Origin of the sequence: Streptomyces sp. NPDC017993 (assembly GCF_044328065.1) — a bacterium.
Classification (GTDB): Bacteria; Actinomycetota; Actinomycetes; order Streptomycetales; family Streptomycetaceae; genus Streptomyces.
Map to the genome: position 1 here is coordinate 460,446 of NZ_JBIRGO010000003.1, position 26,627 is coordinate 487,072.

The 26,627-nt window shown below is 71.6% G+C and carries 20 protein-coding genes; 12 read left to right on the forward strand and 8 right to left on the reverse strand.

Going from position 1 to position 26,627, the window contains the following annotated elements; all coding sequences use genetic code 11:
• Positions 1-216 precede the first annotated feature (216 nt).
• The 5 genes from ACH4FH_RS07150 to ACH4FH_RS07170 all read left to right on the forward strand — a co-directional run bounded on the left by ACH4FH_RS07150 (position 217) and on the right by ACH4FH_RS07170 (position 3,039).
• Positions 217-768 carry a hypothetical protein gene (locus ACH4FH_RS07150; protein WP_398554719.1) on the forward strand — a complete coding sequence of 184 codons (552 nt, stop codon included), beginning with the start codon at positions 217-219 and terminating at the stop codon, positions 766-768.
• Between the two features lie 38 nt (positions 769-806).
• Positions 807-1,220 (forward strand): cupredoxin domain-containing protein, encoded by a 414-nt coding sequence (locus ACH4FH_RS07155; protein ID WP_398554720.1) that lies wholly within the window; start codon positions 807-809, stop codon positions 1,218-1,220.
• 27 nt (positions 1,221-1,247) lie between these two features.
• Positions 1,248-1,703, forward strand: coding sequence for a hypothetical protein (locus tag ACH4FH_RS07160; RefSeq protein ID WP_398554721.1), 456 nt, complete (start codon positions 1,248-1,250; stop codon positions 1,701-1,703).
• A 222-nt stretch (positions 1,704-1,925) separates the two neighbouring features.
• Positions 1,926-2,432, forward strand: coding sequence for a lamin tail domain-containing protein (locus tag ACH4FH_RS07165; RefSeq protein ID WP_398554722.1), 507 nt, complete (start codon positions 1,926-1,928; stop codon positions 2,430-2,432).
• Between the two features lie 175 nt (positions 2,433-2,607).
• Positions 2,608-3,039: a hypothetical protein gene (locus tag ACH4FH_RS07170; RefSeq protein ID WP_398554723.1), complete on the forward strand. Its 432-nt coding sequence runs from the start codon at positions 2,608-2,610 to the stop codon at positions 3,037-3,039.
• A gap of 98 nt (positions 3,040-3,137) precedes the next feature.
• Here ACH4FH_RS07170 and ACH4FH_RS07175 read toward each other — a convergent pair whose 3' ends face one another.
• Entirely contained in the window at positions 3,138-3,341 is a 204-nt protein-coding gene (locus tag ACH4FH_RS07175; protein WP_398554724.1) for a cold-shock protein, read from the reverse strand.
• Positions 3,342-4,012: 671 nt separating this feature from the next.
• On the opposite strand from ACH4FH_RS07175, the gene ACH4FH_RS07180 reads away from it, so the two are divergent.
• Positions 4,013-4,216 carry a cold-shock protein gene (locus ACH4FH_RS07180; RefSeq protein WP_393893624.1) on the forward strand — a complete coding sequence of 68 codons (204 nt, stop codon included), beginning with the start codon at positions 4,013-4,015 and terminating at the stop codon, positions 4,214-4,216.
• A gap of 130 nt (positions 4,217-4,346) precedes the next feature.
• Here ACH4FH_RS07180 and ACH4FH_RS07185 read toward each other — a convergent pair whose 3' ends face one another.
• Both ACH4FH_RS07185 and ACH4FH_RS07190 read right to left on the reverse strand, forming a co-directional pair.
• The gene (locus ACH4FH_RS07185; protein WP_398554725.1) at positions 4,347-5,522 is read right to left on the reverse strand and encodes an Ig-like domain-containing protein; all 1,176 of its coding nucleotides are present in this window, start codon (positions 5,520-5,522) and stop codon (positions 4,347-4,349) included.
• Positions 5,523-6,132: 610 nt separating this feature from the next.
• Positions 6,133-7,416, reverse strand: coding sequence for a DUF6777 domain-containing protein (locus ACH4FH_RS07190; RefSeq protein ID WP_398554726.1), 1,284 nt, complete (start codon positions 7,414-7,416; stop codon positions 6,133-6,135).
• Between the two features lie 211 nt (positions 7,417-7,627).
• Between ACH4FH_RS07190 and ACH4FH_RS07195 the strand changes: the two genes are divergently transcribed.
• Positions 7,628-8,968 carry a streptophobe family protein gene (locus tag ACH4FH_RS07195; RefSeq protein ID WP_398554727.1) on the forward strand — a complete coding sequence of 447 codons (1,341 nt, stop codon included), beginning with the start codon at positions 7,628-7,630 and terminating at the stop codon, positions 8,966-8,968.
• A 454-nt stretch (positions 8,969-9,422) separates the two neighbouring features.
• Complete coding sequence (locus tag ACH4FH_RS07200) at positions 9,423-10,001, forward strand: hypothetical protein (RefSeq protein ID WP_398554728.1); 579 nt, start codon at positions 9,423-9,425, stop codon at positions 9,999-10,001.
• A gap of 175 nt (positions 10,002-10,176) precedes the next feature.
• Here the strand turns inward: ACH4FH_RS07200 and ACH4FH_RS07205 are convergent, their stop codons facing one another.
• The 3 genes from ACH4FH_RS07205 to ACH4FH_RS07215 are packed head-to-tail and all read right to left on the reverse strand — an operon-like array spanning position 10,177 to position 14,757.
• Positions 10,177-11,223 (reverse strand): serine/threonine-protein kinase, encoded by a 1,047-nt coding sequence (locus tag ACH4FH_RS07205; RefSeq protein ID WP_398554729.1) that lies wholly within the window; start codon positions 11,221-11,223, stop codon positions 10,177-10,179.
• Complete coding sequence (locus ACH4FH_RS07210; protein ID WP_398554730.1) at positions 11,220-12,395, reverse strand: hypothetical protein; 1,176 nt, start codon at positions 12,393-12,395, stop codon at positions 11,220-11,222. The genes ACH4FH_RS07205 and ACH4FH_RS07210 overlap by 4 nt, the downstream gene beginning before the upstream one ends.
• A gap of 16 nt (positions 12,396-12,411) precedes the next feature.
• Positions 12,412-14,757: an FHA domain-containing protein gene (locus ACH4FH_RS07215; protein ID WP_398554731.1), complete on the reverse strand. Its 2,346-nt coding sequence runs from the start codon at positions 14,755-14,757 to the stop codon at positions 12,412-12,414.
• A 508-nt stretch (positions 14,758-15,265) separates the two neighbouring features.
• Here ACH4FH_RS07215 and ACH4FH_RS07220 point away from each other — a divergent pair.
• Positions 15,266-16,705, forward strand: coding sequence for a nucleobase:cation symporter-2 family protein (locus ACH4FH_RS07220; protein ID WP_398554732.1), 1,440 nt, complete (start codon positions 15,266-15,268; stop codon positions 16,703-16,705).
• Between the two features lie 96 nt (positions 16,706-16,801).
• Here ACH4FH_RS07220 and ACH4FH_RS07225 read toward each other — a convergent pair whose 3' ends face one another.
• A complete protein-coding gene (locus tag ACH4FH_RS07225; RefSeq protein ID WP_398554733.1) occupies positions 16,802-17,524 on the reverse strand; it encodes a transcriptional regulator in 723 nt (240 codons plus the stop codon).
• Positions 17,525-18,415: 891 nt separating this feature from the next.
• Between ACH4FH_RS07225 and ACH4FH_RS07230 the strand changes: the two genes are divergently transcribed.
• Together ACH4FH_RS07230 and ACH4FH_RS07235 are read left to right on the forward strand one after the other, a co-directional pair.
• Positions 18,416-20,878 (forward strand): glycosyltransferase, encoded by a 2,463-nt coding sequence (locus tag ACH4FH_RS07230; protein ID WP_398554734.1) that lies wholly within the window; start codon positions 18,416-18,418, stop codon positions 20,876-20,878.
• Positions 20,875-22,140 (forward strand): acyltransferase family protein, encoded by a 1,266-nt coding sequence (locus ACH4FH_RS07235; protein ID WP_398554735.1) that lies wholly within the window; start codon positions 20,875-20,877, stop codon positions 22,138-22,140. Before ACH4FH_RS07230 ends, ACH4FH_RS07235 begins: the two co-directional genes overlap by 4 nt.
• Positions 22,141-22,185: 45 nt before the next feature.
• Here ACH4FH_RS07235 and ACH4FH_RS07240 read toward each other — a convergent pair whose 3' ends face one another.
• Positions 22,186-24,975 (reverse strand): SpoIIE family protein phosphatase, encoded by a 2,790-nt coding sequence (locus ACH4FH_RS07240; protein WP_398554736.1) that lies wholly within the window; start codon positions 24,973-24,975, stop codon positions 22,186-22,188.
• A 369-nt stretch (positions 24,976-25,344) separates the two neighbouring features.
• Here ACH4FH_RS07240 and rsgA point away from each other — a divergent pair, with 369 nt between their 5' ends.
• A complete protein-coding gene (rsgA, locus tag ACH4FH_RS07245; RefSeq protein WP_398554737.1) occupies positions 25,345-26,505 on the forward strand; it encodes a ribosome small subunit-dependent GTPase A in 1,161 nt (386 codons plus the stop codon).
• The last annotated feature ends 122 nt before the right edge of the window (positions 26,506-26,627 follow it).

Here is a 26,627-nt window from a genome sequence, read left to right on the forward strand (position 1 = left end):
CCGTGCCCGGTACGCCGTTCCCGCCTCGCGTGGCCCACGGAGGGGCGCCCCGCGGCTCTCCGCGGGGCGCGGTAACCGGGCCGGGTACGCCGAACGCCGCCGCTCGGATGGCCGGTCAGCGGTGGCCGGGGTCCACTGTGGTGGGCGGCCCGTCACGGAAGGGCCGCGGCGTGTGCCGCAGCCGTGCGCCGGCGGCCGAAGTGGAGGAGACGCTTGATGACGAAAAGCGCCAGGGCGGCCGCCGCCGCGGCCACCGTCGCCGTGTGTGCCGCCGTCGCCGTCGGATGCTCGGACAGTGGCGACGAATCCTCCACCTCCAAGTCCCCGACCCCCACCGCGAGCGCGAGCAAGAGCGGCTCGCCCTCCGCGGACGCGGGGACGGTGAACTCCCGGTCCGGCAAGCTCGGACAGATCCTTGTCGACGGCCAGGGCCGCACCCTCTACCTCTTCGAGGCCGACACCTCCGACAAGTCCACCTGCTCCGGCGGGTGCGCCAAGGCGTGGCCGCCCGCGACCACCACCGGCACACCGAAGGGCGGCGGCGGGGTCAAGAGTGACCTGCTCGGTACCACCACCCGGGACGGCGGCAGCAAGCAGGTCACGTACAACGGCCACCCCCTGTACTACTTCGAGGGCGACCAGCAGCCCGGCGACACCAACGGGCAGGGGCTCGACCAGTTCGGCGCCGAGTGGTTCGTCCTCGACGAAGCCGGCAACAAGGTCGAGAAGTCGGCGGAGGACAGCAGCAGCGGCGGTGGCGGTTACTGACCGCCTCGCGAGGATCCCCCACGCACATCGGAGACACCATGCCCCTCCTGCGCCGCCGTCCGCACCGTCCCTCCGGGTGCCGCGCCGCCCTGGCAGCCTCGTTCCTGTGCCTGGCCGCTCTCACCGGCTGTTCCGATGGAGGCGGAGGCTCGTCCGGCGACACCACGCCCTCCGCGTCCCCCTCCTCCCCGGCGGCCGGCGGGACGCGGATCACCATCAAGGACTTCGCCTTCGGACCGGCCGACCTGACCGTACGGCCGGGCGCGAAGGTCACCGTCGTCAACGAGGACTCCACGGCCCATGACGTGACGGCCACCGGTGCCAAAGCCTTCAAGACCGGAACCATCGGGCCGGGGCGCACCGCCACGTTCACCGCGCCCGCGAAGTCCGGCAACTACGACTACCTCTGCACCATCCACCCGTCCATGAAGGGCGCACTCACCGTCCGTTGACCCGCTCCCGCGAGGCTTGGAGAAGCCGTGGCACAAGACCTCTCCGCACCGCAGCCGGCTCCCCGGCGGGTGCTTCCCGTGCTGCGGGGCGCCGCCCGGCTGCTGGCCGCGGCCGGCCTCGCCGTGGACGCGTACGTCCATGCCCACCTGGCCGACCGCTACGACGCCATCACGGAAGGCATCAGCCAGGGCACGCTGTTCCGGATCGAGGCCGGGCTCGCCGCGCTCGCGGCCCTGCTCGTGCTGATCTGGCGGCGGCCCGCTCCCGACTTCTTCGCCTGGCTCGTCGCGGCGGGTGGGCTCGCGCTGCTGCTGGTTTACCGCTACGTCGACGTCGGCACGCTGGGCCCGGTGCCGAACATGTACGAACCGCTCTGGACCGCCGACAAGAGACTCAGCGCCATCGCGCAGGCCGTCGCCGTCCTCGCCACCGTCTTCCTGCTGCTCAGCCGCCCCCGGACGCCGGGCAGACGCCGCAGGTGAGCCTCGAAGGATCGGTGCACATGGCGTCGCGCGAAGGACGCTGTGCGCCGGGGAGTGCACGCCGGAGACTAAACGGATGCGTAAATGTCCACGTTTGGTAACACACAAAGGGATTCATCATGAAGCCGGCTGATCGGGCGTCACAGTGTGGATGCCCGGCGAGGTGCTGGGCACTGGGCACCACCGGCACACCCCTTGGGGGTGCCGTATGCAGGAGGTTTCATGTTCCGCTCCGCATCCCGCGTCATCGCCGCCGTGCTCGGCTCGGCAGCCTTGGCAGCCACCGCCGCGCTTCCCGCCGCGGCCGCCGGTCACCCGCACGACCCGCGCCCGCACCGCTCCTCCGTCGTGCTGGGCGCCATCCAGTACGACAGCCCCGGGCGTGACGACGGCTCCCGCCGCAGCCTCAACGCGGAGTGGGTGACAGTCCGGAACACCGGCCGGCACGCGGTGAACCTCCGGGGCTGGACGCTCTCGGAGGGCCGCCACCAGGTCTACCGCTTCGGCCACCTGGTGCTCCGCGGGCACCAGTCGGTACGGGTGCACACCGGCTACGGCCGTGACACCTACCGGGACGTCTACCAGGACCGCCGCACGTACGTGTGGGACAACCGCTCCGGCACCGCGACGCTGCGTAACGACCACCGCCGCGTCGTCGACATCGAGAGCTGGGGCCACCACCACGGCGGAGGTCACGGGCACGGCGGGGGGCACGGTCACGGCCACTGACCGATGAAGGACGGCGACTGATCCACGCGGCCCCCGAAGCCGGACTTCGGGGGCCGTGCCATGTCGGGGCACGTGTGACGCGCCCTCCGGGCGGGGCCGGGGTCCCGGTGGCTCCATCGGCGCGACGGGTGCAACCTGAGAAGGAAGGCAAACCGACAGCGCTTCGGAGCGCGTCATGATCCTGATCCTCGGACTCATCCTGCTGATCGCCGCGATAGTCGTCGGCGTGGCCGCCATCGCCACCAACATGGGCAGCGCGCACGAACTCGCCGAAGCCTTCAAGGTGTTCGGCTACCACATGACCGGTTCCACCGGCATGCTCTTCCTCTTCGGCGTCATCGTCGGCGCCGTGGCCATGCTCGGACTGAGCCTCCTGCTGGGCGGGGTCCGGCGGGCCTCTCGCAGGGGACGCGCCGCACGCCACGTCGGGCCCTCCCGCCGTGAGACGTACTCCGCCGACCGCGACGCCCCGATCGCCGGGAGCGGCACCACCAGCCCTGGCGGCGGAAGCGCACAGGGGGACGACTCGCCGCGCGAGCACGTCGGTTCAGGCAACGGCCACCGGCACAAGCTGCACCTGTTCGGGCATCGCGCCGCTCACCGGTAGGCGGCCGCCAGGTGCGCGGACCGGGGATTCCGGCGCCTGCGCAGGGACGTCACACGGGCGGCCGACGTCACACGGATGGCGTCACACGGCCGGTGGCGTCACACCGGGTGAATGTTCTCCGCGTAGGGGCCCTTGGGGCTCTGCGCGAGGTCGAAGTTCACCTTCTGGCCTGCCTGGAGGGCGACGAGGTCGTCGGCCGCGATGTGCGAGTAGTGAGCGAACACGTCCGCACCGTCGGGCGCTTCCTCGATGAAGCCGAAGCCCTTCGCTGCGCTGAACCACTTCACGATGCCGGTAGCCATTTGCTTTTCTCCTCTTGGGTAGTGGCCGAGGCCCACGCTCGTGAGCCCCGCGTCGCCGCGATGATCGCCTCGCCCGGAGAAACACCGAAGAAATAAAAAAGCGCGCCCACCGACTCCGAAAGGCCAGGGGTGCTGGCAATCGATCGTGCGGAGATAACGGCAGCGCGGCACGACACTAGCACGGCGCCAGCCGACGAGCGGGGCCTCGATATCGGTCCGCCGGCCGTCACATAAACCTTCGGTGTACGGCGGGTTTTTTCCTGCTCCGGCGGGAGGAAGTTTTCGTGCTCACGCTGCGTGAGCAGGCTCGTCGATGTGGGACGGGTGCTGGTCCCGGCGCTGCCAGGGGGCTTGCGGAGCCGCGGTAGGGCCCTGCCGGCAGGGCGCCGGCGACGAATATCTAGGGTCGCCAGTGTAGAAATAACGGGCGTCCCGGTAGCGATTACCGGGCCGCGAAAACCCCCAAAAGCATTGCTGTACAGGGTCCGTCGGGCCGTGCTAGTGTCGTTCGCAGTTGCAGTTGTGGTTCCCAAGGACTTCAAGCGCCTTCGCCGGCGGATACGGCGGGAGCGCTTTTGTATTATCCGGTGTATTTCCGGACGGGGTAATCATCGCGGCGACGCGAGGCGTGCACAGTGTGCGCCTCGGGCATTGCCCCGAAGGAGAAAAAAATGGCTACTGGCACCGTGAAGTGGTTCAACGCGGAAAAGGGCTTCGGCTTCATCGAGCAGGACGGCGGCGGCGCTGACGTCTTCGCCCACTACTCGAACATCCAGGCTCAGGGCTTCCGTGAGCTGCTGGAGGGCCAGAAGGTCTCGTTCGACGTGACCCAGGGCCAGAAGGGCCCGCAGGCGGAGAACATCGTTCCCGCCTGACGCTGACGCGTACAGCGCAAGGGGCCCGCACCACATGGTGCGGGCCCCTTGCGCTGTCCTGGCGCGGTGACGGCGGCCCCGGCTCGGTCCTGACCGAGCCGGGGCCGCCGTCCGTTCCTTCAGGGCGCTGCTACTTCAACGCGCTGCGCTGCTGCCACTGCGGCCAGGTCTCCTGCCATACCTCCAGGCCGTTGCCGACGTCGGTCTTCGTGGTGCTGCTGGTGCCCTTGACCTCGACGGTGGAGCCGACCGGCAGGAAGTCGTAGACCCTCTTGGCGTCCGCGGTGGTCATACCGAAGCAGCCGTGGCTGTTGTTGACCACGCCCAGGGACTTGTTCCACGGGGCGGAGTGCAGAAAGGTCCCGGAAGCGGTCAGGTGCGTGACCCACTTCGAGTCCAGCATCCACTCGTCGCCGTGGCCGATGGTGGAGGAGTCCATCGTCTCGGCCGCGTTCTTGCTGCGGACGGTGTGCACACCGCCGCGGGTCGGGTCCTGCGGCGATCCCGCGGAGCCCGTGACGGTGCCCACGGCCTTGCCGTCCTCGTACATGGTCAGGGTGTGTGACGGCACGTCGATGACGGCCCGGTGGTCGGCGCCGACGGTGAAGGAGAAGTCGTAGTCCCGCGCGAACCAGCCGCCCGTACCGGAGTCGATACCGGCCAGGCCGCCCTTGACGGAGACCTTCGTGCCGGCCGGCCAGTGCTCCTTGGGGCGCCAGTCGATCCGGTCCTTGCCCGAGTAGTCCTTCACCCAGCCCCAGGCCCCCTCGACATGCGGCCGGCTGGTGACCTTCAACGCCTTCTCGATCTCGGCCCGCCGGTCCTCGGCTATGGGGTGATCGAAGAGGATCGAGATCGGCATGCCGGTGCCCACGGTCTGTGCCCCGGCCGGGGTGTTGGTGAGCTTGTTGACCTTGTCGGCCCGCTCGGTGGTGAAGGCCGAGGTGGCGGCGGACTTCTCGCCGTCCGTCGACTCCGCCTCCGTCCGGACGGTGTAGGCCGTCTGCGGCCTGACCTTGCGGTCCGATGTCCACGACGTGCCGTCGCCGGCCAGCCGTCCACCGATCTCGGCGCCCTTGTCGTCCTTGACCTTGACCGAGGTGAGCTGTCCGCCCGTGGCACGCACCGCTATCCGGGACCCGAGTGCGGCCGCCTTGCTGCCGGCCGCGGGCGTCACGGTCACCTTGGTCGCGGAACGGTCCGCCTTCGCCGAGTCGGCCCCGGCCCCGCATGCGGTCATCAGCGCGGCCGCCGCTATCAGGGCAGGTATCAACCGGGCGGGGTGGCGACGGAGTCGGGCATGCACGAGGAATCCCTCCAGAGCAGACAAGCGGCAGTGGCGGGATGCGGCCCCGGCGGCAGTACCGCCGGGGCGCCCTTGCACCCACCGCATAGCCAGAGGGCTTGTCCGCTGAAGTGGTTGTCCGTCGGGCCCGTTATTTACGACACGGTGCGACGGGAGCGGCTTCGCGCGTGACGCGAGGGGAGAGGGAGGGGGAGGGGGAGGGGGCGGGAGACGTCACGCGTACGGGGCGCGCGAGCCCGCGCGAAGAGGCCGGCCCGCCGCGTGACACGGAGCGGTGCTGCGGACCGACGTGCGGGGGGGGGGGGGGGCAGCCTCGCCCGGGGCAGGGGCCGGCTTCTTCCGCCGCGAACGGCAACGCGAACGGAGGCGCCAACGACGTTGCGGGGAACGGCGAGTGGCAGCCGGCCCGGTGCGTGGCCGAACGGGAGGTGCCCAGGACCGCGCGGTCCTGGGCACCTGTCATCGTCCGTCACGGCATAACGGGCCGGGGGCGCTCTCCCACTCCTGCCTGGTGCGCGTCGCGCGGGCGCTCCGCCGCCCAAGCGCGGCGGAGCGCCTCAGAGCCCGCGAGCGCGCCTACCGACAGGCGACGGGGCCGTGCGGGCGCGCCCTACGACTCGCCACCGGGAGCCGAGCCCTGGGAGGCGGAGTCCGGGGCCTCGCTCGGCGGGGCCGGGGACTCGGGTCCGGGCGTGCCACTGTCCGGCGGCGCGGACGAGGTGCCGGGCGCCGAGGGTGGTGAGGACGGCGTCGAGCCGGACGGCCCGGAAGGGGGCTGCGAGGACGGTGTCGGTGACGAGGGGGAGGCTGAGGGCGTCTGCGTCGGGGGCGTCGTCGGGACGTCCGAACCGCCGGTGTCGCCCTTGGGGCGCTGGAACCACTGCCCGGTGTCCGGGTCGACGAGGACGAAGACGTTCACCACCGTCGTGGCCTCCTGCACGACCACCACGTCCGAGGAGCGGTAGGCCGGCCACGCCTTGCCGGCGGTCTTCGGCGTTCCCTTGACGGCCACCGGCGGCGTCAGGGGGTTCCCGCAGGCACAGCGCACCCGCGGCACCCCGCGGGAGTCGACCATGACGGCCGTGCCGGTCTGCAGCACCGACTGGTACGCGGTGGCCTTCCCGTCCTTGAAGCCGTGGTTGGTGACCCGGGTGTCCATACGCAGCTGTACGGGGGTCAGCGACCGCAGGTACGACGGGATCGAGCCGACGTCGATCCCGGCGACGCCGGCGAACGCCGCGGCCTTCGTCCGGTCCTTCTGGAGGAAGCCGATCTGCTGGTCGACGTCGCAGCTCGCGGCATTGCGGCTGCCGCCGTAGAGGCCGGGCGCCGAGCCGCGGACGGCGGCCGTGCCGTTGTCCTCACCGGAGGGCGCAGCGGGTGTCGCCGTCGGGGACGCGGGCGCGGAGGAGTCCTTCGCGGTCGACTTGGTGTAGGGGTCCGGACCCTCCGCGGCGGCCGGCTGCAGGAACACCTCGCCCGAGCCCGAGGTGCCGTCCGGGCGGGTGAGCACCACCGTGAGGATCACGGCCGCCACCACGACGGCGGAGCTGATCGCGACGCGCGGCGCGGACCGCCACCAGGGCTTTCCGCCGCCCTTCCCACCGGACGTGCCGCTCGCGCCGCCGGAGCCGTCGTCCCCGGAGCCCTCACCGCCGGAGCCCCCACCGCCGGAGCCCCCACCGCCGGAGCCCCCACCGCCGGTGCTGCCCGGGCCGCCCGGTGTGGTGGGAGGTCCGGGCGGGGCGGGCTGCTCGGGCCGTCCCTCCTGGGGTCCGGAGCCGACCTGGGTCGGTTCGTGTGAGGGGCCGGCGGGCGTGCCCGAGGAGGGGCCGGAGAGCGGTCCCGACGGCGGGCCGGTCGGGTGGCTGTCAGGCGGCGGTGGAGTTGTCACGGGCCCTCTTCCGACGCGCGTGGGCCATCCGGCGATGCGAATTTTGCCCAGGTTTGCCTATGTCAAGGCCATTGTGTGCTTCGGCACGGCAGTGTCCGCAAGCGGGGCGGCCCGCTCGTGCTTACGGTGGTTCAAGGCGTTCCCCGGCAGCGGCATTCGTCGTCCCGGGCGAATCGTCACCCCTAGGTCCCGCGCCCGGCAGGAGACTTGCGTGAGCCAGATGCGAGGCCCTTCGCAGGCCGGCCCCGACAAGCCGTCACGCCCCGTCGGCGCACCGCCGTTGGTGAGGGCCTGGGCGGAGGCACTGGCAGCGGCAGCGGCGGGCATCGTCGCCATGTTCGTGGTCGCCGCGCTCGGCCTGTGGGCGGCGGGTGCGAGCGATCTGCCCGGCGGGGCGTTTCCCCGCGTGGTCGCGGCCGTGGTCGTCATCGCGGCCGGCGGCTCGGTGGATCTTTGGGGCGACGCCGGCGTCATCGTGCAGGCGGACGCCGCCCTGGAGGTCGTTCCGCTGTCGGTGACCTTGGCCGGCGTCCTGGCCACCGCCACCGTGTTTCTGCTGCCGCTCCGTCACCGGGCGGTGGCCGGCACCGGGGAGCTGCTCGGCCGGGTCGCCCGTACCGCCCTTTTCTGGCTGCTCTTCCTGCTGTTCCTCGCCATGGCCGCACGCCACAGCTTCCGTATCTCGCTCGGCGACGACACCGCCGACGACCTCGGAGCGGAATTCGGCGCGACCCCCACCGTCAGCTTCCGCGCCGATGTCCCCGCCACCCTCGGCCTGGGGCTGCTGTGGCTGCTCGCGGTCCTCGTGCTCACCTTTCTCGTCTCGCGCCGGGCGCCGCTCTCCTCCCGGCTGCTGCACTTCCAGAACTCCGTACGGCCGCCCGCGTTCGCGATGCTGATGGTGCTGCTCGGCTATGCCGTGATCGGCCTGGTCGTCGGCGTGGTGGTGCTCCTCACCAAGGGCCATCAGGCGGAGACCGCCGCCGTCCTCTGCCTCGGGCTGCCGAACCTGGCGTGGATGGCGCTGGGCGTCGGCATGGGCGGCGCCTGGACCGGACACGTCGACAAGGGCATCGGTCTGCCCATGCCGCATGTGCTCGACCAGGCGCTGCGCAGCCGTGGCGGGGACCGCACCCTCGACGTGGGCGCCCTCGCCGCATACGACGGTCGCGCCTGGCTGTTGGTGGCCCTGGCGGCGGTGGTGCTGCTGGCCGCCGGGTTCGTCGCGGCGGTTCGCTCGCCGGCCGGGGTGCCGGCCTGGCGGCACGCCCTGGAGATGGCCGTCGCCCTGGCGCTCACCCTGCTCGTCGTCGGACTGCTCACCGAGATCTTCGCCCACTACGGCCTCTCACTGATGGGCGTCGGGGACCTCGGCGGCGGCCTGGGCGGCGAGATCGTCCTGCAACCGCAACTCCTGTGGCTGGTCGGCCTGGGCGCGGCCTGGGGGCTGGTGACCGGCTGTCTCGGCAGCCTGCTGGCGCGCCGGGTCCGACACCGTGGTCAGGTGCCGTTCACCCAGGCGCGCCGCCCCGGGGCCCCACCCGGCGCCTGACCTCAGGCCACCCCTCCGCTCGGCACCCACGTGTCCGCACGAGCCGAGTCGCTGTATGGCAGAGGCCGATTCCCTGTATAAAAGTGGGATTTTCGGCGCCCGAATCGGCCACCGCCCGTCCTGCGCGGAGCCGACGGCTCATCGGAGGAAAGGTGCCACGGGCACTCTCCGTAAAACTCTCCACACCGATTCCATCGAGAATGCGCCACCTTGCCGGGTAAACCGCTGTGGATGATGGGGCAGCCCTTCACCGGGCTGTTCCGCAACGGCGTGGAATTACCGCCGTGATGATGCGGTGGGAGAGGGGCGACGGATGCGGCCATGGCGCATTTCGTCCTTTCCTTTCCGGCGGCGAATTCTTGCCCCTGCCTGAAGAGCCGCCACGAGACCTAGCGTTTGTCGTGGCCTCGAATTCATCTCTTCGGGCAGCCGCAAATCGGCCGAAGGAGAGCCATTGCACGTCCGTATCCTCCGCGGCGTCCTGGCCGCGGCAGCCGTCGCCGCGGCCGTCAGCGCCGCCGGACTCGCTGCTCCGGCCCAGGCCGCGCCCACCGCGGTGAAGGCCGTCCCGGTGGGGCAGCCGTTCCTGGCGGTGAGTCAGGTGACCGGCAACTACCTGCTGCCGGACGACACCAAGGGAAATGAGGGAACCTACCTCCAGGTCTACCCGAGCGACGCGCCGACGTGGAACAACAAGTGGCAGTTCAATGCGGTCGCGCATTCCGACGGTCAACCCGTCCTCCACCTCAAGAGTTCCCCCGCCGGCCACTGCGCGACCGATGAGAACGGCAACGGCAGCCTGTCCTATCTGCGGACCTGCAGCCGGGGGAACAAGGACCAGTGGTGGCTGCTGAAGCCCGTACCGGGCACCGATCCGCAGAACCCCGACTACGGCATCGTGTCCTACCGGCACGATGACCTGGCCCTCACCGCTCGTGGCGAGGGCGACGCCTACGTCGACCTGAAGAAGATGTGGGGCGGCGAGCCCTCGGCGCGGCAGGGGTGGCACTTCTACCCCGCGACGAGCGACTAGGCCGTCTCCGCCCAGGCCCACCGACCTCCCGGTCACGGCCGGCCCACGGACCTCGCCCCCTCGGGGTCCGCGTGCCGGCCGTTCGGTTGTCACGCGGGTGTCGGACCCCAACCGGCGCGCCCTCGGCGCGCACCCGGCGTCCGGCCGGTGACCGCGGTCGAAAGGAAAGGAACACCTAGCCGGGGCGGCCAGGGAAAACCGGTGTCGCCCAGCGCGATGGGGGAGGGGGCGCCGCGTTGCGGGGGCTGCCCTCTTCCACGCCGACGTCCACCCGGGTCGGCGCATGCTCCCCGGGCGCGGCCGCCGTCGCCCCGCGCGGCGCGGTCCTGCCCGCCGTCCGCAGCGCCGTGACGAACCCGCGGCAGGTCTCGTAGCGGCCCTCCGGAGCCTTGGCCAGCGCCGCGGCCAGGACGGCGTCGACGGCGGGCCGGAGGTCGGGCCGCAGAGTGGTCAGGGCCGGCGGCGGGTCGTACTGGTGCGCCCAGAGCAGCGCCATGTCGTCGTCGCGGCGGAACGGCGGCGCTCCGGTCAGCATTTCGAACAGGACGCAGGCCAGGCTGTAGACGTCGCACCGGCCGTCCACCGGACGTCCCGAGATCTGCTCCGGTGCGACATAGTCCAGCGTGCCCACGAACTGTCCGACGCTGGTGAAGCCGGTCAGTGACAGGGACTTCTTCGTCAGCCCGAAGTCGGTCAGGTAGACATGCTCGGGGCGGTCGGTGTCGGTGCCCTCGGCGACCAGGATGTTGCCCGGCTTGACGTCCCGGTGCACGAGATCGTGCGCATGGGCCGCGTCCAGCGCGGATGCCACCTGGAGAGCGATCCGGCAAGCGGTCTCCAGAGGCAGCCTGCCGTCGCGGTCGAGCAGCGCGCGCAGGTCGCGGCCCTCGACATACCGCATCGCGATATAGAGGACGCCGTCGGTCTCCCCGGCCTCGAAGACCGGGACGATGTGCGGATGGTCGATGGCCGCGGCCACCCGGGACTCGTGGACGAAGCGTTGGCGGAAGGTGTCGTTGCGGGCCAGTTCGGGGGCCAGCAGCTTCACCGCGACGGTGCGGCCGAGCCGCAGATCCTCGGCGCGGTAGACGACGGCCATGCCGCCCCGGCCGATCTCGTCCTCCAGCAGATACTCCGCTATCCGACGCCCCCGCAGCCCGGAGGCATCAGCGGCGGTCGAGCGTTCCCTCGGCCGGTCGGCCGCCGCTCCCTCGCCGCTCACCCGAAGTCACCCGGGCGGCTGGGCGGATGGGTGGGGGGCGGCGGGTGAGGCGTGCCCGGGCGGTCGGCGTCGGATCGCATCGGCCGGGTCTCGTCGGGGTCCGGATCTCCCGGCGGGCGGTCCCGGGCCGGACCGCTCTCCGCCTCCTCCCGCGGCGCCACGGGCGAGGCCCCGGGCGGAAGGTCCTCCGGGCGTACGGCCCGTGTGGCGTCGGGGAGGAGCTCATCAGGGCGTACGGCGGCGGTGGGCTCTGGTGGTGGGTTGTCGGGGTGTACGGCGCGGGTGGCTTCCGGGGGGAGGTCGTCAGGCCGGACGACGCGGGTGGCTTCGGGGGCGGCTGCGGCCGATTGCGGTGGGCCGCGCCGGTCGGCGCCTGCCTCACCGGGTGGCAGGACCGCGGTCTCCTGTGCGTCCGGGCCGGGCTCGGCCTTCGACGGCGAAGGCGTGTCGGCCGCGTCCAGTGGCGTGCCGGGGGGCGTGACGACGGCGGTCGGCGGCGGCTCGGCGGATTGCTGCCGCCCTGATGCGGGCGCTGCGCCGGGCGCCGCCGACGCCCCGTTCGACGATCCCCTGTCCCCCGACGCCCCATAGGGCCGCGCCCCCCGGCGTGACGGCGACGCCTCGTACGACTGCGAAGTGCCGTACGACGGCCGAGCCCCGCCCGCATCATCCGGTGCCGAGGACGTCGAAGGCCCCGCGCTCACCGCGTAGGTCTCCAGCGACAACCCGTCGCAGTAGCACCACCGTTCGTGCCGCGCGTCGTACAGCCAGACCGCTTCGCCGTCCACGACGACCCCCACCCGCATGCCCCGGGTGCGCTGTCCGAACGACTCGCCGTCCAACCGCCCCGCGGCCAGTTCCTCGATCAGCCGCCGGTACCGGCTCAGTTCGCCCTCGACCGCGCCCAGCAGCGGCCGCGGGTCCGCGGTCCGGGACGCGGGCCGGCCTGCGGCCGGCGGGCCGTGCGGTACGGACAGCAGCAAGCGCCCGTCGACCCACGCCGACCAGCCGTTGGAGCACAGCGCGAGCGCCCAGTCGCCCCGGCGCTCGATGACCTGGACCGGCAGCAACGGGTCCAGCGGCACCATCGGCCGGGTGGCGTCCGGTGCCGACCAGGTGGCCATGCCTTCCGGCGGGACGACATGGCTGGGGAGGAAGGCGGGCGCGGTCACAGGCGGCTCCTCGGCGCTACTTGCGCATGATCTCGGGCTCGCGCCGCCGCAGCAGCTTGGTGACCAGGAACCCGAGTACGAGGCAGAGCACGACCAGCATGCCCATGTTGATCAGCCAGGTCCCCGCCGAATGCTGGAACAACGGGTCCGAGGTGATGTCCGTCGGCACGATCCGGTGCAGATCGATCGTGCCCGCCATGGCCCCCAGCGCCCACCGGGAGGGCACCAGCCACGCCAGCTGCTCCAGACCCGGGACGCCCTGGAGCTTGAGCAGCGCACCGCAGAAGACGACCTGCACGATCGCGAGGAGGACCAGTAGCGGCATGGTGACCTCCTCCTTCCGCACCAGGGCGGACACGAACAGGCCGAGCATCATGGCGGTGAAGGCCAACAGCGCCACGGCGAGGGTGATTTCGATCAACGGTGGCAGCAACACCCCTTCCCCACCAGGGGTGTTGAGCTTCACCCCGAACAGCGCCACCATCGTCAGGACCACGGCCTGTACGACCGTGATCACTCCCAGCACCAGCACCTTGGACATCAGATACGCCGAGCGGGACAGGCCGACGGCTCTCTCCCGCTGGTAGATCACCCGTTCCTTGACCAGTTCCCGTACCGCGTTGGCGGCGCCCGTCAGCACCGCGCCGACGCAGAGGATCAGCAGCGCGTTGAGCGCCGAGTCCTTGGTGAGTCGACTGCCGGCAAGGGCGTGCGCCATCGCGCCCATCACGAACGGCAGCGCCACCATGATGATCAGGAACGTCCGGTCGGCGGTCAGTGCCGCGGCGTACCGGCGGACCAGGGTGCGCAGCTGCGCGCCCCAGCTCTGCGCCTTGGGCGCGGCCACCGGGCCACGCGGGGACTCCGGGGTGTGCTGCGGCTGCCGGGAGTCGGCGGCGATGTAGTGCCGGTGGAGGTGTGACTCCCGGAACTGCCCTGCCCAGTCCCGGTCCTGGTCGTTCTCGAAGGCCTCGAACGCCTCCGGCCACTGCTCGAACCCGAAGAACGGCAGGGCGTCCTCCGGCGGACCGTAATACGCGATCCTGCCGCCCGGTGCGAGGACCAGCAGCCGGTCGCAGACGTCCAGGCTCAGCACGCTGTGGGTGACGACGATGACCGTCCGGCCGTCGTCGGCCAGACCGCGCAGCATATGCATGACGGACCGGTCCATGCCGGGGTCGAGGCCGGACGTCGGTTCGTCGAGAAAGAGCAGCGACGGCTTGGTCAGCAGTTCCAGCGCCACGCTGACGCGCTTGCGCTGGCCGCCGGAGAGGCTGTGGATCGGCTGCTTGACGCGCTGGTCGAGGCCCAGCTCATGGATCACCTCGTCGACCCGCGCCTGCCGTTCCGCTTTCGCGGTGTCCTCGGGGAAACGCAGTTGCGCGGCGTAGCCGAGGGCCCGGCGCACGGTCAGCTGGGAGTGCAGGATGTCGTCCTGCGGTACGAGCCCGATGCGCTGACGCAGCTCGGCGTAGTCGCGGTACAGGTCGCGGCCGTCGTAGAGCACCGTGCCGTCGTCCGCGGGGCGCAGCCCGGTCAGCGCGTTGAGCAGGGTCGACTTCCCGGCGCCGCTCGGTCCGACCACGGCGAGCAGCGATTTCTCGCCGACGGGGAAGGAGACCGTGTCGAGCAGCGTCCTGCGCCCCTTGTCGACCCGTACGGCGAGGTCCTGGACGTCCAGCGACACCTCGCCGGTGTCGATGAACTCCTGGAGTTCGTCGCCGACGAGGGCGAAGGCGGAGTGGCCGATGCCGACGATGTCGCCGGGGATGACGGCGGCGCCGGTCACCGGCTGGCCGTTGAGATAGGTGCCGTTGTGGCTGCCGAGGTCGACGATCCGGTAGCCCTCGGGGCCGGCCCGCAGTTCCGCGTGCCGGCGCGAGACCACGAGGTCGTCGATGACCAGGTCGTTGTCCGGCGCGCGGCCGATCCGGGTGGTCCGGGCGGCGGGCAGTGGCCGCACCGAACTCGGCTGCCGGAAGGTATGGGTGCCGGCCGGGTGGGAGACGGCGGACGGCCGCCGGGCGGTCTCCTTGGGCCGGGGGATGCCCGTGAGCACCGCGCAGGGGCCGTCGGCGGGGTTGCCGAACCGGATCACGCTGCCGGGGCCCACCCCGGACCGGTCCACCCGCCGCCCGTCGGCGTACGTCCCGTTGGTGCTGTCCTCGTCCTCCACCAGCCAGTGCCCGGACGCGGCTCGTAGTACGGCGTGATGCCAGGAGACGCGGGCGTCGCTCAGGACGACATCGCTCGATGGATCGCGCCCCACGTGGTAGATGCGGTGCGGATTCATCACCTGCGAGTCGCCGTTGGACTCCACGACGAGTTCAGGTGCGGGAGGGGACCCCGGCCGCTCTGCCATACCTGAGATTTTACGGCGGGGGCCCGGGCCGCGCCTGTTCGCCCGGGGCGCTCCGCTGCCCACGGGCCGCCACCGGCCGAGCGGCGCGGCGCCCAGGGCGACGACGGCGAACGGTGGTGCCTGGCGGGCCACTTACGCAGGGCACGCGGGGCGTGAATGCGGGCGATGGTCCGGAAAGGGGCACATGCCCGTTTCCCTGTCGTGTGGCGCGCTCTTCCGGCTGTGGGGCGGGTGTGGCCCCCGGTTACTCGCGGGAAAGTGCGGGGGTCAACTATGGTGAGCGCTTCGATTGATCCCACCTGCAAATTCCATGGAAATGCCGGAATTTGCTGCGTTGATCGAAGGATGTCCTGTCGAACCAGGACGCAATGTGCAGCACAGGGCTACGTGGTGTCGGCAACACCGCCGAGCGTCGGCTTTGTATGACCCAGCCGGCCCGTCCTGTCATCCGGGACATGACGGCGCCGGGTTCCCTCTTATTCACCTACCTCGTGAAGGCAAGGCAGAGATGGCACGAGTCTCCCGACAATCCTCACAGCAGTTCCCCCGGCAGAGGGCGCACCCGGTCGACGAGGTCCTCCCCGTCGGCAAGCTCACCCTCTACGGGTTCCAGCACGTCCTTGCCTTCTACGCGGCAGCGGTCATCGTCCCGATCCTCCTGGGCAACGCCCTGGGGCTCTCCCACGACGAGCTTGTCTACCTGATCAATGCCGACCTGCTGACCTGTGGTGTCGCCTCGATCATCCAGGCCCTCGGCGTCTGGAAGATCGGCGCCAGGCTGCCCCTGGTCCAGGGCGTCACCTTCACCGCCGTCTCGCCGATGATCGCCATCGGCCTGGGGGCGGGCGGCGGCACCGCCGGCCTGCTCGTGGTCTACGGCGCGGTGATCACGGCGGGTATCGCGACGTTCCTCTTCGCGCCCTTCTTCAGCAAGCTGGTGAAGTACTTCCCGCCGCTCGTCATCGGCACGATCCTCACCATCATCGGGCTCACGCTGATACCCCAGGGCCTGCAGGACGCGGCCGGCGGTGCGCAGTTGATCGGGAAGCCCGAATACGGCGACCCCAAGAACCTCGCCTACGCCCTCGGCACGCTGCTCTTCATCCTCGTGGTGGTGCGGCTCGGCAAGCCCTATCTGAGCAGCCTGGCCGTCCTGCTGGGCCTGGTCGTCGGCACGGGGGTCGCCTGGCTCCTGGGTGACGTGCACTTCGGTTCGGTCGGCGAGGCCGACTGGTTCGGTGTCGCCACCCCGTTCCACTACGGACTGCCGAAGTTCGAGCTCTTCCCCATCGTCGCCATGGTGGTGGTCATGCTGATCACGATGGTGGAGACCACCGGCGACGTGTACGCGATCGGCGAGATCACCGACAAGAAGGTCGACAACGAGACCGTCGCACGGGCGCTGCGCGCCGACGGCGCCGCCACCGTCCTCGGCGGGGTGTTCAACTCCTTCCCGTACGTCGCCTTCGCCGAGAACATCGGTCTGGTGCGGATGTCCAAGGTGATGAGCCGGTTCGTGGTGGTCGCGGCCGGCGTCTTCATGATCATCCTGGGACTGCTGCCGAAGGCGGGCAGCCTGGTCGCCGTGATCCCGCACCCGGTGCTCGGCGGTGCGGCGATCTCGATGTTCGGCATGGTCGCCGCGGTCGGCATCCAGATCCTGGGCAAGGTTGACCTGCGCGAGGAGCGCAACGCCCTGATCCTGGCGGTCAGCCTGGGCGCTTCGATGCTGCCCACGGTGGTCGGGCCGTTCTTCGACCGGATGCCGGACGACGTCCGGGCGGTCCTCGACAGCGGCATCACGCTGGGCGGCCTCACCGCCATCGTGCTCAATCTCTTCTTCAACGTCTTCACGCGCCGCAAGTCGATGGAGATCGACTGGGACGAAATCGAGGAAGACGAGTCGGCGGAGCCGGCCGACCCGTACTTCGGCGCGGCCAACCGCTGAGCCCCGCCACGGCCGCGGGCGGGGGGCACGGCGGACCGCCGGTGCGTTCCCTGCCCGCCGCGGTGTGCCGTGGGGCTCAGCGGGCCGCCGCGGTGCTCAGTGGCCGACCGTGTTGAACGGCGGCGCCTCGCCCGCCTCGCCGATCAGCTCCCAGAACCGGTCGACCAGGCGGCGCAGATACGCCGAGCGCTCGGCCGCGACCTCCTTGAGGCGGGAATCGTCGTTCCGGGCCACCACATGTCCCATGTAGCGCTCGGAGAACTCCTGGAACTCCCCGTTCATGGTGCGCAAGGCGTCACCCACCCTGGTCTTGTTCAGGGTGGTGATCTCCGTGACCGGCCCGACGTGCGCCTTCCAGCGCCCGTCGATGGCCGACCGCAGATGCCGGCCCAGGTCCTCGACCTGGCCCATGACGTCGATCAGCTTGCGCAGCGACAACCCCAGCGCCTCCACCAGGGCCTTGGTCTGCCGGTAGTCGCCGGTCCACTGCTGCGCGGCCTCCGCGGCCCGGTACCTGTCCGGGTCCATGCCGATCAGCTGCGCCAGCCGGTCCGTGCTCAGCTGCCGGGCCAGCCGGTGTTCGGCCAGGGTGCGCGGCTCGACGCCCATCAGGACGGTCGGCGGGCACCACAGGACGTCGGCCAGGACGAAGAGCTGCTGCTCGGTGGGCAGCTGGGAGCCGTACTCCCAGGCCTCGACCAGCTCGGGGCGGACCGGGGCGCCGCACGCCGTCATGGTCTGGGCGACCTGAGCGGTGGTCAGGCCCACTCGGGCGCGCGCGGATCTGGACTCTGCGGGGGAAAACGGAGTGCTGTACACGTGCGGGACACCTCGCTGCACCCGGGAGCGGGGGGCGCTGGGGGGAGGGGGGACATGGAGGAACATCCAGGAGCGGGCAGATTAACAGATGGTTGAGATGTACGAACCGACAGTTCCCCTTCGACTCGAAGGTGGCGGCGCCAACGCGCGGTCCCGGGGGAGGAGATGTGCCTTTTCTGCCGATACACCTCATCAACTCGCTTACCGGGTATAGCAGATCGACCGGTGCGTACCGGTCGGTAAGGGTGCGGGAAGCCGACTCGACGGGATGACGTAATCAGAGCGTTACGCAGACGAAGGGGGAGTGTCACAGTGATCGCGAAGGCTGGCGTTGTCGACGGGCCCCGCGTGCGGGACCCCTCGGCCGCACCACCCCAGACATCCGGTCCTCCCCCCACAATCCGATCAGGATGGGACCCTTCATATGCGAAACCCGCTGGAGCGCCCTCGCGCGCTTCGTGCCTTAGCAGCCCTTCGTCCTGACGCGACAGGCCGATCCCCCCTGAGACGGTCTTTTCCGGCGACCGCGACCCGCACTCTTGTCATGTCTGTGGCAGATGCAAGAGAGGCCGAGCGGCGCTGTCCCCGCATGACGACCAGGCTCCCGCGCGCGCTTCCGCGACCGCACGGGTGAGCTCCCCGCTCCCCGGACAAGCCGGCCACGTCCACGACCGGGCCGTCGTCATCGATCTTCTCGCCTCCGGCAGACGGCGGCCGAGCCGCCCTGCGCGCGCACGGACCTAGCCCCGGGCCGCCGTTCGGCACCCGCCTGCCGCGCGGCCCGGGACCGCTGTGACCCCTGCTGCCGCCTGCCGGCCGGTCCGTGCTGCCGCGCGCCCTCGCGGCCGGGCCGGCTCCGGCGTGCCTCGTTGCAAGAAAGGACACTCCCTGGTGCTCACTTCGCACCCCGAAAGCTCCCCGGGCGCCGCGCCGGCGCCCACCGTCCGGGACGCCGTAACCCGGCCCGCCCCGGCCGCCGACGCCGCGGACATCCCCGCCACCGGCGGCCATGTGCTGGTCGTCGGCACCCCGGGCCCGCGCCGCGACCGGCTGACCCGGACCCTGCGCTCGACCGGGCACGCGGTCACCCATGCCCTGCCCGGCCAGGTCAACCGGCAGGTGCGCCAGGCGCCGCCGGACGCGATCGTCGCCCTGGACGAGCGCCACACACCGCCGGAACAGCACGACCGGCGCGACCCGTACGCCCACGACGCCGCGCCCGTACGCGGCGGCCACGACGAGCCCGACCCGCGCACCGCCCTGGAGGTGATCCGTGAGGTGCGCACCGTCCCCGCCGGACGGGCCCTGCCGCTGCTCATGGTCACCGCCACCCCCGAGCCCGCCGGGGTGGTCGACATGCTGCGCCTCGGCGCGGACGACTGCATATCCGAAGCCTCCGACCCGGTCGAACTGTCGGCCCGGATAGAGGCGAAGCTGCGCCGGGTCCCCGTGCCCGTGGAAAACCTGCTCCTCGATCCGCGGACCGGCCTGTACTCCCTTCCGCACTTCCTCGACGAACTGGACCGGGAACTGCAGCGCCCCGGCCCCGGCCGGCGCGCCGGCGTCCTCGCCGTCGTCGGCGTCGCCGAGATGAGTGCCCTGGAGGCCCGGCTCGGGCAGCGCGTACGCCGGGAGGTCGCCGAACGGCTGGCCGGTGTGGCGGAACGGCTGGGCAGCTTCTGCGACCGGCTCGGGTGGGACGACGACGGCCGTCTGCTCATGCTGCTGCCGGGCGTTGACGAGGAGACGGCCCTGCGCGGGCTGCGGGAGTTCGCCAACACCGTGGCCGGCACCCGGTTCATCGTCGCCGACGAGAATGTCCGGCTGACCCCGGCGATCGGATGGCTGCCGCTCGCCGAATGCGCCGACGGCGCGCACGCCGTCGACCAGGCGCGGGACGCGGTGGCGGAGGCCGTCCACCACCGGGATCTGCGGCCGGTCAGGTACGCGCCGTGGATGCGCGGCACGCCCCACCGGCACCCGCGCCGCCCCCTCAGCTCCCTGATCCGCCCCGCGCTGTCGGCGCTCTCCCCGGCCCTCGCGCTGCTGCTGGGCGTCGCCGTGCCGTTCGTGCTGTACCAGCAGACGTACACCCTGGGCTGGGACCTGGGGTCGGCCATGTACTGGGTGGTCGTGGCCGGCCTGGTGCTGTCGGCGCTGCTGATCGTCCTGGAGTGCCTGTTCTCCCTGGACGCGGCGTCCCGGCCGGAGAAACCCGGGGCGCCCTATCCGCCGGCCAGTGCCGTCATCGCCGCGTACCTGCCCAACGAGGCCGCGACCATCGTCGACACCGTCGAGTCGTTCCTCCGCCTCGACTACCCCAACGAGCTGGAGATCGTGCTGGCGTACAACACGCCGCACCCGCTGCCCGTCGAGGACACCCTGCGGCAGATCGCCCGGCGCGACCCCCGTCTGGTGCTGCTGCCGGTCGCCGGCAGCACCTCCAAGGCACAGAACGTCAACGCCGCGGTCACCCGGGTCCGCGGCGAGTTCGTCGGCATCTTCGACGCCGACCACCATCCGGCCCCGACCGCCTTCCGGGACGCCTGGCACTGGCTGTCGAACGGCCACGACGTCGTCCAGGGCCACTGCGTGGTCCGCAACGGCGACAGCTCCCGCGTCGCGGAGCTGGTGGCGGTGGAGTTCGAGGCGATCTACGCGGTCAGCCACCCCGGCCGGACCCGGCTGTACGGCTTCGGCGTGTTCGGCGGCTCCAACGGCTTCTGGCGTACCGACCTGCTCGCCAGGACCCGGATGCACGGCTCGATGCTGACCGAGGACATCGACTCGACGCTGCGCGCACTCGGCGAAGGCGCCCGGTTCGCCGTCGACCGGACGCTGCTGTCCCGTGAGTTGGCGCCCACCACACTGAAGGCGCTGTGGAATCAGCGCTCGCGGTGGGCGCAGGGCTGGCTCCAGGTCTCGCTCAAGCACCTGTGGAAGGGGCTGCGGTCACCGGTCTTCACCGCCCGTCAGAAGCTGGGCCTGTTCGTGCTCCTCGGCTGGCGGGAGGTGCAGCCGTGGCTGACGCTGCAGATCCTGCCCATCCTCGCGTACTCGGTCTGGCGCGCGGGCGGCGTGGACCGGCTCGACTGGGCGGTGCCGGTCTGTGTGCTCGCCGTGCTCTTCACGATGGCGGCGGGCCCCGTCCAGGCGCTCTTCGCCTGGCGGCTGGCCGTGCCCGAACTTCGCGGCCGCAGCCCGTGGTTCTGGTCCTACCTGCTCGTATCGACCTTCTTCTACAGCCACTTCAAGAACATGGTGGCCCGACAGGCGCACCTGAAAGAGGCGTTGGGCGACCGGCAGTGGCGGGTCACCCCGCGCGCGGCCGTGAAGGCGGTGGCCCGTCGATGAGCGTCACCGCGGTGGCTCCCCGCCGCCCGAAGCCCGACACCCACCGTCCGCCGGAAGGGGCACCTGCCCGCAGCCGAGCCGGTGACATCGACGGCTTCCGCGGCCTCGCGGCGCTGAGCACGGTCGTCTTCCACGTCTGGCAGCAGTACTTCCGCTACGACTCCGAGGGCAGCCACCCACCCGTGGATAACCCCCTCATCGGCGCTGTCCTCTCCTTCGAGGTCATCGACCTGTTCTTCGTCATGTCGGCCTACCTGCTGACGCTGTCGTACGCGCGCGCCGCCATCGACGGGCGGTCCACACGGCCGGCCCGGGTCTTCCTCTTCCGCCGCGCGATCCGCATCCTGCCGCTGTACTTCCTCGCCGTGCTGGTCGTCTGGGCGTCCCGCAACCCGACCCTGCCGGGCAACTGGCGGGACCTGGTCGAACACCTCACGTTCACCCATGTCTTCGACCAGCAGCGGATCTTCTACACCCTGGGCCCCACCTGGTCCCTGTCGCTGGAGGTGATGTTCTACCTCGTCCTCGTCGCGCTCGGCCCGGTGGCGGTACGGGCCTGCCGACCGCTGCGCTCACGCCGGACGCGGGTGGCCGTGTGCGCGGCCGGGTGCCTGCTGCTGTACGCGGCGCCGTGTGCCTGGATCGCCGTCGCGCAGGGCGTCTTCGGGGTGCCGCACACCGACTGGGCGGTCTACTTCGGCCCGCAGGCCCGGTTCGGCGGCTTCGCGGCCGGCATGGGGCTGGCCGTCGTCATGACCGCCCTCGGTGACCGGGGGCGCCTGCGGGTGCGTGCGGCGATACCCCTCGCCGCGCTCGCCGCCGGGGGTCTCTATGCCCTCTCCCTCTTCTCCGCGCCGGAGAATTTCGCGTTCACCTTCTACCACCCGCTCGCCTCCGCCCTGTGGGTGCTGCTGCTCTTCAGCACTCTGCACACACACCAACGCACCCGTTGGAACCGGTTGTTGACGACACGTTGGCTCACCGCCACCGGGCTCATCAGCTACAGCCTCTTCATCTGGCACGAGCCGGTCATGCTGCAACTGCACAAGACCGGCCTGCTGCCCACCGGTCAGGAGGGCTTCCCCTTGGCCGTCGCGATCGTCCTTCTGGTGGCCGTGCCCACGGCGGTGGCGAGCTACTGGCTCGTCGAGTACCCGGCGAGCCTCCTCGGCCGCCTCAAGGACGGCACCGGCCGGCCCCGCGAGTTCTATCCGGCGCCGGTCCGCCTGACCGCGGCGGCGCCCGGCGCGGAGCGCGGCTGACGTCCACCGCCGCGGCCCGGCGTCACCCGCGCCGGGCGGCGGTGGTCACAGGGCCGGTTCGTCCCACTGATCGAGAATGTCCTCGGCGAGCCCGGGACCGGGCTCCCGGTGTCCGGTGTCGAGGTTCTGCTCAGTCCAGATGATCTTGCCGTTCGGGGTGTAGCGGGTACCCCAGCGATCGGCGAGCTGGGCCACCAGGAACAGGCCCCGGCCGCCCTCGTCGGTGAGCGCGGCCCGGCGCAGATGCGGCGCGGTCGCGGCACCGTCCGCGACCTCGCAGATCAGCGCCCGGTCGTACAGCAGGCGGACCCGGATCGGCTGGGCGCCGTAGCGGATGGCGTTGGTGATCAGCTCGCTGAGGATCAGCTCGATGGTGAACCCGATCTCCTCCAACCCCCACGACTCCAGCCGCCGGCTGCACGCCGCGCGCACCCGCGCGACCGCGGCCGGGTCGGACGGTACGTCCCACTCGGCGACCCGCGCCGGATCCAGCAACCGGGTCCGGGCGACCAGCAACGCGATGTCATCGCTCGGCCGGGTGGGGAGCATGGTGGCGAGGACGGCCGCGCACACGTCCTCCGGCGTACGGTCCGCCCCGCCTGCCAGGGCCGACCGCAGCAGCGCGAGGCCGGTGTCGAAGTCGTGCTGACGGCCCTCGATGAGGCCGTCGGTGTAGAGCACCAGCCGCGACCCCTCCGGCAGCGGGATCTCGGCCGTCTCCACCGGAAGACTGCCGCCAAGACCGAGCGGCGGCGCCACCGGCACGTCGGGGAAGGTGACCGTGCCGTCGGGCAGCACGAGGGCCGGCCCCGGGTGGCCCGCCCTGCCGAACGTGGCCCGCCCGTCGACCGGGTCGTAAATGGCGTACAGGCAGCTGGCGCCCGTGATGCCCGCCCGCTCGCCCGACTGCCCGGCCCCGTCGTCCTCGCCCGCCCGGTCGGTGTCGATCCGGCTGACGAGTTCGTCGAGGTAGCCGAGCAGCTCGTCGGGCGGCAGATCCAGGGCGGAGAAGTTGTGCACCGCGGTGCGCAGCCGCCCCATCGTGGCCGCGGCGTACAGGCCGTGCCCGACGACGTCGCCGACGACGAGCGCGACGCGGGCGCCGGGCAGCGGAATGAGGTCGAACCAGTCCCCACCGACGCCGGCCTGCGCCGGCAGATAGCGGTGGGCCACCTCCAGGGCGGACTGCTCCGGCAGGACCCGGGGCAGCAGACTGCGCTGGAGGGTGACGGCGGTGGTGTGCTCACGGGTGTAGCGGCGGGCGTTGTCGATCGAGACCGCCGCCCGGGTGGCCAGCTCCTCGGCGAAGACCAGGTCCTCCTCGTCGAAACCGTCGGACGCGCCGGAACGCCAGAACGTGGCCAGCCCCAGCACCACCCCACCGGCCTGGAGCGGAACGCTGATCAGTGAGTGGACACCGTGCTCCAGAGCCCTGCCGGTTCGCTCGGGATCCTGGGCCTGCCAGCGGTCCGACGTCCGCAGATCGCTCTCCAGCACCGGCCGTCCGCGCGCCACGTCCGACCCCATCGGGGTGCCCGGCAAAAAGCCCGGCAGCTCGCCCGGTGGGTAGAGCGGCGAGTCGTCTGCGAGGCCGCGGACCACCACCCGGTGGGCCTCCTGGTCCGCCCCGGTCGGGCCCTGCCCCCGCAGCACCGCTTCCTTCAACTCCACGGTGGCCACGTCGGCGAACCGGGGCACCGTGACCTCGGCAAGCTCCTCGGCGGTGCGCACCACGTCCAGTGTGGTGCCGATCCGCATCCCCGCGTCGTAGAGCAGCCGCAGCCGTTCCTGCGCCTCCTCCGCCCGGCCGGCCAGCGCCCGCAGCTCGGTGGAGTCCCGCAGCGTCACCGCCGTCCCCGAGGGTCCGCCGTACGGGGCGGTGGGCCGTACGTTCACCGCCAGCAGACGGTCGCCGGACGGCAGGACCTCATCGGTGGCCTCCCGCCCGGAGGTCAGCAGGGCCAGCAACCGCGGTTGCAGCCCCAGTTCCTGCACGTGGCGGCGTTCGGCGTCCTCGGGGAGGTGCAGCAGGCGTCTGGCCTCGTCGTTGGCCAGGACCAGCCGGCCGTCGCCGCCGACGATCAGCACGCCCTCGCGTACGGCATGCAGCACCGCGTCGTGATGGTCGAACATCCGCGTGATCTCGGCGGGATGCAGGCCGTGCGTCTGCCACCGCAGCCGGCGGCTCACCAGCGCCGCGCCGCCCGTCGCCAGCGCCAGCGCGCCCGCGGCCGATCCCAGCAGCAGCGGCAGCTGGTGCCCCACCCGCTCCTGGGTGTTCTGCACGGTGATCCCGACGGACACCAGCCCGACGACGGAACCGTCGCGGTCCTTGACGGGGACGGAGGTGTTGACGGCGGGTCCGACGGACGTGGCGAAGGTGCTTGTGGTGGTCTTCCCGGCGAGCCCCTGCCGGTACGAGCCGACGACGTGCTTGCCGATCAGGCTCGGGTCGGGGTGCGTCCACCGCAGGCCGGTCCTCGGGTCGAACGCGACGATGTAGTCGAGATCGGCCTCTTTGCGGGCTTCCTCCGCCCGCGGCTGGAGCCGTGCTGTGGGGTCGGCGGACTGCATGGCTTCGAGCGTGCCCGGTGCGTGCGCGAAGGTCTGGGCGCCGACGACCGAGCGCTGACGGGCCTCCTCCATGCCCGCGCCCCGGGCCTGCAGGACGAGGACCACCACCGCGGCGACGACGAGGACCAGGGCGAGGGCGAGCTGGAGCAGGAAAACCTGACCTGCGACGCTGTGCTCGCTCAGCAGGGAGCGAAGGCGTCGCCTCGGGGAGAGGCGTGCCGACGGGGGGCCGTCACCCTCTCGCCCGAAATTTTCCGTCATACACCATATCTAGCATTGTGCTCAGGTATACGGCGTTCGGCTGCCGCACGCCACGAGGGCGGGACCTCCGGAAGCGGCCGGGGAAAAGGCCGCACGGCGTCCGGGAGCCGGGCCGCCGGAAATTAATTGCTTGGCGCGGCGGCCGGTGCCCTGGCTATGGTGAAGGCGTTCCACACGGCGCCAGTTCGGGTGCCGTATCCGGCTGTTGACGGACCAGGAGGTGTGACCGATGGCTGTTGTTGCGACGGGCGCTGCCCGCACTCACCGGATCATCAGTTCCGCTTCCGTGGTCTCCGGCTGAACAGACCCACTTCCTTACCTCCCGCGCGGTCCGCGCGGCGCCGGGGCCACCCTTGTGAAGGGTTTCCCTTGAATTACTCCTCTGCTTCCGCCGTCCCCTCCGACGCGTCCTCGACGCGCACGCTGGCCTCCTACGGCTGGGACGACGGGTTCGTGGACAGCTTCGCCCCCTTCGCCGGCCAGGGGTTCCTGCCCGGCCGGATCGTGCGTGTCGACCGCGGCCGCGTGGACGCGGTGGTGCCGGCCGGCCCCGCGGACGACGACGGCGTACGGACCGTCCTGGCGGACACCGCACTGGTGGCGACCGGCGACCCGATGCGGGTGCCGTGCACGGGTGACTGGGCGGTCATCGACCTCGCCAACGGCCGTACCGGCGACCATCTCGACGGCGTGGTGCGGGCCCTGCTGCCGCGGCGTACCGCGTTCGCGCGATCCACGTCGTCGAAACGCTCCGAAGGACAGATCCTCGCGGCCAACGTCGATCACGCGGTGATCGCCGTCTCCCTGGCCGAGGACCTCGACCTCGGGCGGATCGAGCGGTTCGTGTCGCTCGCCTGGGAGAGCGGGGCGCAGCCGCTGGTGGTGCTGACCAAGGCGGACCTGGTCGCGGATCCGGCCGGACTCGCGCACCTCGTGGCGGACGCCGGGACCGCGGCGCCCGGGGTGCAGGTCCTGGCGGTGAGTGCGGAGACGGGTGAGGGAGTCGAGGTGCTGTCCGCCGCGCTGGCCGGGTGCACCTCGGCACTGCTCGGCCGGTCCGGCGCGGGCAAGTCGACCCTGGCCAACGCCCTGCTCGGGAAGGAGATGCAGGAGGTGCAGGCCGTTCGGGACCGGGACGGCAAGGGGCGGCACACCACGACGACGCGGGATTTGCTGCCGCTGCCGTGGGGCGGCGTCCTGATCGACACCCCCGGTCTGCGGGGCGTCGGGATGTGGGACGCGGAAGGCGGCCTGGCCCGGACGTTCTCCGATGTCGAGACGCTGGCCCAGGAGTGCCGCTTCCACGACTGCGCACACGAGTCCGAGCCCGGCTGCGCGGTACAGGAGGCCGTCGCGAGCGGAACGCTTCCCGAGCGCCGGCTGCACAGCTACCGCAAGCTGCTGCGCGAGAACCAGCGCATCGTCGCCAAGACGGATGTCCGGCTCCGGGCCGAGATCCGGCGCGACTGGAAGCAGAAGCAGGCGCTGGGCCGCCACATGATGGAGCGCAAGCGGGGGCCGCGGGCCTGAGGGAGTGTGCTCGGGTTCCGGTGCGGGGCCGCCCGCCCGCACCGGCCCGGGTCGCCCGCCCGGGAGCGTGCCGCCGCTGCCCGCCGGAACGCCGTGTCCGATTCCCGCCAGCTCTCCCCGTC

Excerpts from the sequence above, each read along its gene's own strand:
- ACH4FH_RS07240 (WP_398554736.1), bottom strand. The coding sequence starts at position 24,975 with ATGACGGAAAATTTCGGGCGAGAGGGTGACGGCCCCCCGTCGGCACGC.
- ACH4FH_RS07155 (WP_398554720.1), top strand. The coding sequence starts at position 807 with ATGCCCCTCCTGCGCCGCCGTCCGCACCGTCCCTCCGGGTGCCGCGCC.
- ACH4FH_RS07170 (WP_398554723.1), top strand. The coding sequence starts at position 2,608 with ATGATCCTGATCCTCGGACTCATCCTGCTGATCGCCGCGATAGTCGTC.
- ACH4FH_RS07220 (WP_398554732.1), top strand. The coding sequence starts at position 15,266 with ATGGCACGAGTCTCCCGACAATCCTCACAGCAGTTCCCCCGGCAGAGG.
- ACH4FH_RS07175 (WP_398554724.1), bottom strand. The coding sequence starts at position 3,341 with ATGGCTACCGGCATCGTGAAGTGGTTCAGCGCAGCGAAGGGCTTCGGC.
- ACH4FH_RS07180 (WP_393893624.1), top strand. The coding sequence starts at position 4,013 with ATGGCTACTGGCACCGTGAAGTGGTTCAACGCGGAAAAGGGCTTCGGC.
- ACH4FH_RS07235 (WP_398554735.1), top strand. The coding sequence starts at position 20,875 with ATGAGCGTCACCGCGGTGGCTCCCCGCCGCCCGAAGCCCGACACCCAC.
- ACH4FH_RS07150 (WP_398554719.1), top strand. The coding sequence starts at position 217 with ATGACGAAAAGCGCCAGGGCGGCCGCCGCCGCGGCCACCGTCGCCGTG.
- ACH4FH_RS07215 (WP_398554731.1), bottom strand. The coding sequence starts at position 14,757 with ATGGCAGAGCGGCCGGGGTCCCCTCCCGCACCTGAACTCGTCGTGGAG.
- ACH4FH_RS07165 (WP_398554722.1), top strand. The coding sequence starts at position 1,926 with ATGTTCCGCTCCGCATCCCGCGTCATCGCCGCCGTGCTCGGCTCGGCA.